Here is a 4977-nt window from a genome sequence, read left to right on the forward strand (position 1 = left end):
GCCGCATTTTCCCCGCCCCCGGGGCCCCCACCCCTTTTTTGGCCACGTTTAAGCTGTAAGAAAATGCCTGCGGCATTTTCTACGAATTGGGCCGTGTCGCCAACGAGAGAATATGAATTGGGCGAAAAGTTCTTATTAGCGAAAAAGAAACTTCGCCCAACTCACAATTTCTCTTCCACGACACATCCCAACAGGAATCGAAGCCCGCCAGGGCTTCGCACATATAAAAAGCGTTTGTGGGTGGATGGGGATGGGGCCCCGGGGAAGGGGCAGAGGGCGAATCGCAACGCCCTAGCCCCTTCCCCGGGTTTCAAAACCGTGCGGGAATGGTACTTTAAACGAATAAGAAAACAACACGTAACACCATTCGGTCCGCAATCTGAAGGCAAAGAAAAAAGTTGAGAGGAGATAAGAAAAAAGGAAGTAAAAAACAACACGCTCTCTTTTTCACTGTATGAAAAAACAGCCTCATTCAGAGACTGTTTTTTCATACTAATCATTCTTTTGGGAAGAAGAGGATTCTTTTTTCGTGGAAGTGGAAGAAGAACTCTTCTTCGATTTTGATGAGCTCGAATCGGAAGAACTTGAGCTTTTTTTAGAAGAAGAATCACTCGTTTTCTTCTCGGAAGTGGAAGAAGTCCCCTTCTTACTTGCCCGTCGCGACGAATCTTCAGAAGATTCATGAGAAGAATCCTTTGTCTTATCCTCATAGACATCGGCGTCTTTCTTCGACTTCACCGAATCGCTGTCCTCTTCCTCATCCAAATCGCCGTAGGTCATTTCCATGTGGCGCAGGAGGCTGTCGTCGCTGCCGTCGACGGCATAGTAGCCGTAGGTGGGATGGACGGGGCCTACCACGCCGTCGGCGCCGTCGCGATAGAAGATGATGTATTCCTGATTGGGCGTCATTCCCTTGGGAACGGGAATTTCCACCGTGCTCAAAGCGCCGCGGTAGTTTTTAATAAACTCCAGCTCCATTTGCCCCTTGGCATTGGTGGTAAGCTCCACCAAAGCGATGTAGTCGCTGGCGGCCTCCAGGGCGGCGTTTCGCTTGTCTTCGTCTTCGCTTTCAAACAAGGCCTTTTCCTCTGCGGCCTTGTCTTTTTCAGGCGTGTAAGCCTCGTCTTTTTCCGAGGCAGCCACCTTTGCAGGCTTTTCGTTTTTATTCGGTGCTTCCGCCTTTTTGCCGCAACCGGCGAGACACAAACACAGTGCCAAAGCCAGGGCTGTGTAATTCCGTTTCATGCATACCTCCCAACACAATCAATCTTTTTCTCGATTATACCACGAAGGCGGCAAAAAGGCCCACGGGAAAGACAAAAAACAGCGGGAAGTGTTATAATGACTCTATGAAATTACCTCAAGCCATCGAAGCCATTATTTGCCGCTTTCGCGAAAAATCCGTGCCCGTTTACGTCGTCGGCGGCGCCGTGCGGGACAGCCTCATGGGCATCACGCCTCACGACTACGACCTCACCACCCCGGCCAAGCCGGATGAGATCCTCGCCATCATGGAGGGGAAAAAGACCTTCCGGGAAGGCGAAAAATTCGGCACCATTGCCGTTTTAACCGACATCGGCCCCGTGGAGATCACCACCTTTCGCATCGACGGCACCTACACCGACAATCGCAAGCCAGACGCCGTTACCTTTACGGCGGATCTGAAAGAAGATCTGGCGAGGCGAGATTTCACCGTGAATGCCATGGCCTACAGCCCGGAGACGGGCCTCGTGGATCCCTTCGGCGGTCGGGAGGATCTGAAAAACAAAATACTCCGCGCCGTCGGCGACCCTGCCCGGCGCTTTTCGGAAGATGCCCTCAGAATCCTTCGCGCCTTTCGCTTCATGGGCCAGCTGAACATGGCCTTGGATCCCGCCCTTCTTGCGGCGGCGAAAGAAGAAGCCTACCGCATCGAAAGCCTCTCCGTCGAGCGGGTGGCCGATGAGATGAACAAAATTCTTCTCCAAGACGCCCCCTCTCGGGTCCTTTACGCCATGGAAGAAGCCGGCGTGTTGGAAAAAATCATTCCCGAGCTCGCCCCCACCGTGGGCTACGACCAACGAAATCCCTACCACGACAAAACCCTGTTCGATCACATCCTTTGCGTGGTGGATCACACACCGAAAACACTGCCCCTGCGCTACGCCGCCCTCTTTCACGACGTGAACAAGCCCGACACCCTGTCCGTCGACGAAAAAGGCAAAGGCCACTTCTTCGGCCACGACACCATGGGTGCGGAAACGGCGGGGCGCATTCTCGCCCGCTTAAAGAGCCAAAAAGCCCTCGTGCGGGAAGTGGAAGTCCTTATAAAAGAACACATGAAAGTCCACGACACCATGACGGACAAAGCCCTGCGCCGACAAATCAAGCGCGTAGGGGAAGACTACATCCTGGATCTCTACGACCTCATGGCGGCGGACATGGCATGCACCTATGGCGCAAGAGACATTTCCTTCATCCTCGAGCGAAAAGCCCGCATCAAAAAACTTATGGAAGAAGGCATCGTCAGCCGAAATACCTTGGCCGTAAGCGGCAGAGACCTCATCGCCATGGGCATGGCCCCCGGCCCCGCCATGGGCCGCCTCTTAAAAGAAATGGAAGACATGGCCCTGGACGATCCCGAAGCAAACGACAAAAACCGCCTTCTGGCCTACGCTAAAAGGCGGATCGAAGACATAAACCAAGCACAAAACAACGAAGAAAACAACCGGAGGAGACACCCATGAAACTATTTGGAACCGACGGCATCCGCGGCGTCGCAAACGAAGAACTAACACCGGAAATGGCCATGAAACTGGGCCGCATCCTGGCCGAACGCATCCACGCCGCAGGCGTCAAAAACCCCTTTGTCCTCACAGGCAGAGACACGAGACAATCCGGCACCATGCTCTCCATGGCCATCGCCACAGGCCTTATGGCAGGCGGCGTCGATTGCGTGAACCTATCCGTCATTCCCACCCCCGGCGTCGCCTACCTCACCAGAAAATACGGCGCCGCCATGGGCATCGTCATCTCCGCCTCCCACAACCCCTTCGAATACAACGGCATCAAAATCTTCTCCGGCAAAGGCCTGAAACTCCCCGACGCCGTGGAAGAAGAAATCGAAGCCAAACTCACCGATCCCCATTACGCCCCGGCACCCGTCGTCGGAAAAGCCATCGGCCAAAAGAAAAAAGACCTCCCCGGCATCGTCGACTACGAAGACTACCTCGTGAGCCTCGTCGACCGAGACCTTAGCGGCATAAAAATCGCCGTCGATGCAGGCAACGGCGCTTTGAGCAACCTGGCGGAAAAAGTCCTTACGCGACTCGGCGCCGAAGTCGTCGCCATAAACACCGCCCCCAACGGCGCCAACATCAACGCCCAATGCGGATCCACCGCCCCCGAAAAAATACAAGCCCTCGTGAAAGACACAGGCGCCCACGTCGGCTTCTCCTTCGACGGCGACGCCGACCGCATCATCGCCGTGGACGAAAAAGGCGAGATCCTCGACGGCGACCACATCCTCGCCATCTGCGCCAAAAGCCTAAAAGCCAAAGGCGAGCTCGACGGAAACACCGTCGTCGGCACCGTCATGACCAACATCGGCCTGGACCGCTTCCTGAAAACAGAAGCCATCGCCCTCGTGAAAACAAAAGTCGGCGACCGCTACGTTCTCGAAGAAATGCTCGAAAAAGGCTACGTCCTCGGCGGCGAACAATCCGGCCACATCATCTTCAGCCACTACAACACCACCGGCGACGGCCTGGCCACCGGGCTCCACCTACTGGAAGTCATGGCGGAAACCAAAAAGCCCATGAGCGAACTCAACGCCCTCATGACCTCCTACCCCCAAGCCCTCGTCAACGCCAAAGTCGCCAACACAAAAAAACACGACTACGAGAACCACGCAGGGATTCAAGAAAAAATCCGCGCCCTGGAAAACAAATTTAAAGACGAAGGCCGCGTCGTCATTCGCCCCTCCGGCACCGAACCCCTCGTTCGCGTCATGATCGAAGGCAAAGACCAAGATCAACTTCAAGCCGAAGCCGAAAACCTCGCCCGCTATATAGAAAAGGTGCTCCAATGAACAAAATAAAAATCATCGCAGACACATCCGCCGACTTCACCAAAGAAGAAGCCCGGGCCATGAACCTCGCCTACGTCCCCTTCACCATCGACGCGGGAGATACCACCTACATCGACGACGACAAGCTGGATCTCGACGCCCTCTACACCGACATGAAAGCCAGCGTCGATCCCGTGCGCACCGGCTGCCCATCCCCCTTCCTCTACAAAGAAGCCATCCTGGCATCCGGTGCCGATGAAATCTTCGTTGTCACCATTACCGCCAAACTCTCCGGCAGCTACAACGCCGCCAAAACCGCCGTAGAAGAAATACAAAAACAACACCCCGAGAAAAAAATCGCCCTCATCGATTCCAAATCCGCCTCCGCAGGCACCGCCAACCTCGTGAGCCTCATCCACAAGCGGGCGGAAGAAGGAAAAGACTTCGACGCCATCGAAAAAGAAGTGAGAGCCTTCGCCGAAGAACAAGCCACCTTCTTCATCTTGGAAACCATGGACAACCTCATCAAAAACGGCCGCATCCCCAAAATGGCGGGAAAAGCCGTCAACGTCCTGAACATGAAACCCATCATGTGCGCAGAAGACGGCGCCATCAGCCTCTTCCAAATCAATCGCGGCTTCAAAAAAAGCCTGGCCAAACTCGCCAAAGAAGTCATTAAAATCAACGCCGAAAGAAGCGTCCAATTCATCACCATCAGCCATTCCCACGCCGAAGAAAAAGCAAAACTCTTTAAAAACTACATTCAAGACGAAATCCACTCAGCCACCATACGCATCGTACAGACCAAAGGACTCTCAAGCGTCTACGCCGACTTCGGCGGCATCGTCGTCGCCCTGTAAAATCTTGCAATTTGACAAGATTTGCGGTAACATAGGCTTATATATTGTGCGAAACATAGGAGGACAATT

General features: G+C 54.1%; 4 protein-coding genes. 3 read left to right on the top strand and 1 reads right to left on the bottom strand.

The features are described 5' to 3' along the window. Positions 1-492: 492 nt before the first annotated feature. Positions 493-1245, bottom strand: coding sequence for a hypothetical protein (locus WKT05_RS10455; protein ID WP_340414047.1), 753 nt, complete (start codon positions 1243-1245; stop codon positions 493-495). Positions 1246-1349: 104 nt separating this feature from the next. Between WKT05_RS10455 and WKT05_RS10460 the strand changes: the two genes are divergently transcribed. The 3 genes from WKT05_RS10460 to WKT05_RS10470 are packed head-to-tail and all read left to right on the top strand — an operon-like array spanning position 1350 to position 4908. Next, on the top strand, positions 1350-2726 hold the full coding sequence (locus WKT05_RS10460) for a CCA tRNA nucleotidyltransferase (RefSeq protein ID WP_340414048.1): 1377 nt from the start codon (positions 1350-1352) through the stop codon (positions 2724-2726). Next, on the top strand, positions 2723-4069 hold the full coding sequence (gene glmM, locus WKT05_RS10465; RefSeq protein ID WP_340414049.1) for a phosphoglucosamine mutase: 1347 nt from the start codon (positions 2723-2725) through the stop codon (positions 4067-4069). Before WKT05_RS10460 ends, glmM begins: the two co-directional genes overlap by 4 nt. Then, positions 4066-4908, top strand: coding sequence for a DegV family protein (locus WKT05_RS10470; RefSeq protein ID WP_340414050.1), 843 nt, complete (start codon positions 4066-4068; stop codon positions 4906-4908). Before glmM ends, WKT05_RS10470 begins: the two co-directional genes overlap by 4 nt. Positions 4909-4977 lie beyond the last annotated feature (69 nt).

The sequence above is a fragment of the Peptoniphilus sp. HCN-40583 genome, assembly GCF_037892835.1.
Lineage (GTDB): Bacteria > Bacillota > Clostridia > Tissierellales > Peptoniphilaceae > Aedoeadaptatus > Aedoeadaptatus rachelemmaiella.